The 3577-nt window shown below is 45.8% G+C and carries 3 protein-coding genes; all 3 read right to left on the bottom strand.

Translation table 11 applies throughout. The annotated features are described in order from the left end of the window. Positions 1-149 precede the first annotated feature (149 nt). Positions 150-1424 (bottom strand): DUF4255 domain-containing protein, encoded by a 1275-nt coding sequence (locus F6K52_RS34005; protein ID WP_293089252.1) that lies wholly within the window; start codon positions 1422-1424, stop codon positions 150-152. Then, on the bottom strand, positions 1421-3172 hold the full coding sequence (locus F6K52_RS34010; RefSeq protein ID WP_293089256.1) for a hypothetical protein: 1752 nt from the start codon (positions 3170-3172) through the stop codon (positions 1421-1423). Before F6K52_RS34010 ends, F6K52_RS34005 begins: the two co-directional genes overlap by 4 nt. Next, on the bottom strand, positions 3172-3577 hold a 406-nt coding region (locus F6K52_RS34015), incomplete at its 5' end, for a hypothetical protein (RefSeq protein WP_364421089.1). The genes F6K52_RS34010 and F6K52_RS34015, both read right to left, overlap by 1 nt.

Below are 3577 nucleotides of genomic sequence, written 5' to 3' on the forward strand. Positions count from 1 at the left end.
GTTTTAGGGAGCAGCGAGCAGGGAGCAGGGAGCAGGGAGCAGGGAGCAGGGAGTAGGGAGCAGGGAGCAGGGAGTAGGGAAGTGGGAAGACGTAACAGCTATGATAGAAGAGGGTTAAAAAAAATCGTGTGTACCTGATTAGACTAAAATCAGCTAGAGAATTTTTCTATTGTTACCTTCTGGTCTTCTTTAAACTGAGGTGGCTGTTTTGTGAAGTCGATGGGGACGCTATCTACACCATCTACCCGCAAACGCACGACATAGGTTCCTGGCGTGACTTTACTGACATTGAAGGTCAGGCGATCGCTTTTTGGTGTTGGAAATTGGTAAGGAATAGCTAGATCTCCGAGTAACAAAGCAACCTCTTGTCCTTCTTTCACCGCTGGGTTGCAGGTTAAGGTTAAGCGATTCCCTCGATCCGGGTAAGTAATTGCTGTTACCTCTGGGACTAAGGGAAAAGTCATGGAATTCGTTATCCGAGTGCGATCGCTCTCCTGGACATGTACTGTCACAGTATAAAATCCAGCTAGCCACTGCATACTCCCGTCAAGGGTTACCCTGATCTGAGTGGCCGAAACCTCTTCTAGGTTTGTCAGTACAATCGGATTTTCTAGATGGGGATGTCCGCAGTGGACTTCGTTGCTGTTTTCCAGGTTATACCCCTCAAGAATCAAATCCTTCCCTACTGTAAAGTAAAATTGATTCTGTGGTAGTTTGATGGCTGTCAGACTAGGTAAGGGCGGTATCGTACCTGTCTGAGAACCGGGACCCCGGTCGTCAGCACCGCGACTCAATACTGGCAGTGGGGTTTTGACTGGAATCTGGCTTTCTATTAATACCACAGAGACTTTATAAGCAGCGGAAATGCGATATTGGGTCTGAAATGTCCCCCATAGCTTCGATATCTCTTCTATGGATAGGTTATTAGGTGTTACGCTAATTCGTTCGATCTGATTTGCCAGATTACTATCCTCAAGCAGCTTTTTTTTTGATTCGTCTAATAATCCCAGGTCTATGAATCCCGGTTTTTTGGCAATTGCCCTGTCAATATCGTAGGTTCGGATTAAGGGATGGTCGTGCAAGACGCGCATGGCTACCCCGAGCAAAGTTTGGCTTTCGGTATCTTCGTTATCTTTTCCGTAAGCTGTAATCAAATAATATAGATTTAATGCCAATGGGGGTTTACCTGTTTCTCCTGGTTTGACCTTATTCGGCATATCTAAATTGCGCCAGGCACTATTGGGATTAGTTTGGTAAAGAAAGATGTTAATCTGATTTTTTTCCTGCCCTTCTTTTCTGGCTTCGTCTAGAGGTTTTGTTGTGACTATTTCTAGAGTTCCACTGCCTAATTCTTGGAGTGCTCCTTCCTTAATTAGGAACTCTAGCATTATTGTCACCCCAGCGATCGCCTGCGAGCTACTCATATGTTCCTTCCATTGCGGTGCTTAAGATATTCATCTAGGGAAAGCCTTGGACTTGAAACGGTTGACTGCATCCTACGGGATTGCTGAACAGGTTTCACCGCTGGTTTAGTTCCTCGGACTTCTATCTTACCTATGGTAACCTGAATAGTGGGTGTCGAGGCTATGGATGCTTTCCGTTCTTCTACTAGCTTTGACTCTAATAAATCTAAGGGATTGTTCCCGATTAGATTGTCTTCTAATTTTACAGGTCTGTCTGTTTCGGTTTTTCCCGTTTCTCCCCCTTTTTCTACTCGCGCGTCCGCTGTTTCTGCTGCCAACTGACTCAACTGGTCTTCTCGTCTCGATGATAATTTGACCCCATCCTCTATCCCCTTTAAGGCTCTTCGGTTTTCTTGTTCCAAGAGGGGCAGACTAGTTTCTGATTCTTGGTTGGAAAACCCTGGTGCGGTTAGCTGATTTTCCGACTGTACTTTCCCTCTCGTCTTGGAAGCGATCGCGTTTCTCGGCTGTGGTATATTCGTGCTTTTTGTCGAGAATTCCTTGGAGTCTGGATCTTTGACTCTCCTTGACTTCAAAGGACTTTCTAAGTCTATTCCTTTCTCAAGTTCTAGGGACTTCACCGTCCTTGAGTCCACTTTCCCCTCAGTAACGGGTTGGGAGGGGGCGGTCTCCCTGACTGACTCCGTTGACTTTTCTTGGTTTCTTGAGAAGAGCTTGGCTGTGAATGTCCTTGGCGGTATCTTGCCCGATGGTCGATCTGGATTTACAGATTTTTTTGACTCTCTAGAATCTACCTCATTTCCTCCACTTTTCCCGTCTCCCGAGCTAGGGTTTTGGCCGACCTCTCTAGTTTCTCGAACCGACCTTAAAACGTCTTTTATTGGGGAATCGTTCTGCTCATTTCTCCCCAACTGTTTTACTTCTCTAGTGTTAGGAGTTTGACTTTCTAACTCTCTAACTCTTTCCACTGCTGGTGGGTTCACGTTTCTTGATACCACGTCCCGTGGAGTAAGGTCTTCCCCTGGTGCGCCTGGTGCGATCGCGTTTTTTTTCCTGTTGTTTAACCCTTTCCTTCTTTCAGGACTTTCTAACTCTCCAGAGTCTGATTCATTTCCTCGAATTACCCCCTCTTCCGAGCTTACTTTTTTCTCAATTTCCCTGGTTGCTCGACCGGACTTTGAGACTTCTTCTGTTGGAAAATTGCTCTCCTTGTTCTTCCCTAACTCTTTGGGGTTTAAAGGCTTGGCAGACCGTTTATATTCTCCCTCTTCCGAAGCGATTGCCCCTGGATTTTCTCTGGAAATTTCTTTTACTTCTCTTCTTTTTTCTACCTCTCTCCCTTCCTTCGTTACCCTTTCTCCAAGTGAATTTTCTTTGTCTGTTACATCTCCCGAGTTACTTTCTACCCTTTGTAGTCCTTCTAACTCTATCCCTCTGCTTCTCTCCCCAATCTTTTCTCTACCTACCAACTCTTGAATTTCCTCCCTTCTCCCTAACTGAAGGTCAGTAGTGATGGGCTCATTTGTGGTTGGCTCATTTGTTGGTGTGATCGCGTTTTTTTCTCTGTCCCTTTTCTCTTTTTCTTGTGACCTTAAACTCCGATCCTCCTCAAACAGGCTAGGTATTTCTAGATTGGCATTTTCACTGGCCATCGCCTCTTCCGGAGCAAACCGCGAAGCTATTCGGGGTTGCACTACGGGCATTAAACCCAAGGTCCGTCTTGCCAGTCTGGTAAATAAATCTGCCATTAGCCCACTAAACTTAAATAATATTGTCGTCGGAGCGTACTCATAGATAAGATATCCGCCTCTCGCCATCCATAAAACCGGGCTAGCAGGTGAACTTCCTGGAGAATCCTCTGGGCTTTGGCACTGATTTCTTTCCAAATAAACCAAACTATATCTAACATTACCTGCCAATGGTGACTGCAAGCTGGGCAATCTAGATCTAATAGTATTTCTATTTGGGGGTCTGCTGCTGCTATTGCCTCTACCATTTTTTCGATCACGTCCTCTGGCAGGTCATTATACCCCCACTTTTGTCCCCATCGGCTTGCTCCCACCAAACAGTTTTGTCTCAGGTGTCTCGCCGCTTTCTCATCATCTTTGCTTCCCACTATTCCAGCTAAGTCCCAACTATATCGGAAGAGCAGC

It is taken from the genome of Moorena sp. SIO3H5, assembly GCF_010692395.1.
Lineage (GTDB): Bacteria > Cyanobacteriota > Cyanobacteriia > Cyanobacteriales > Coleofasciculaceae > Moorena.

Bases quoted from the DNA above. Each gene is read 5' to 3' on its own strand.
- F6K52_RS34010 (WP_293089256.1), bottom strand. From the start codon at position 3,172: ATGGCAGATTTATTTACCAGACTGGCAAGACGGACCTTGGGTTTAATG.
- F6K52_RS34005 (WP_293089252.1), bottom strand. From the start codon at position 1,424: ATGAGTAGCTCGCAGGCGATCGCTGGGGTGACAATAATGCTAGAGTTC.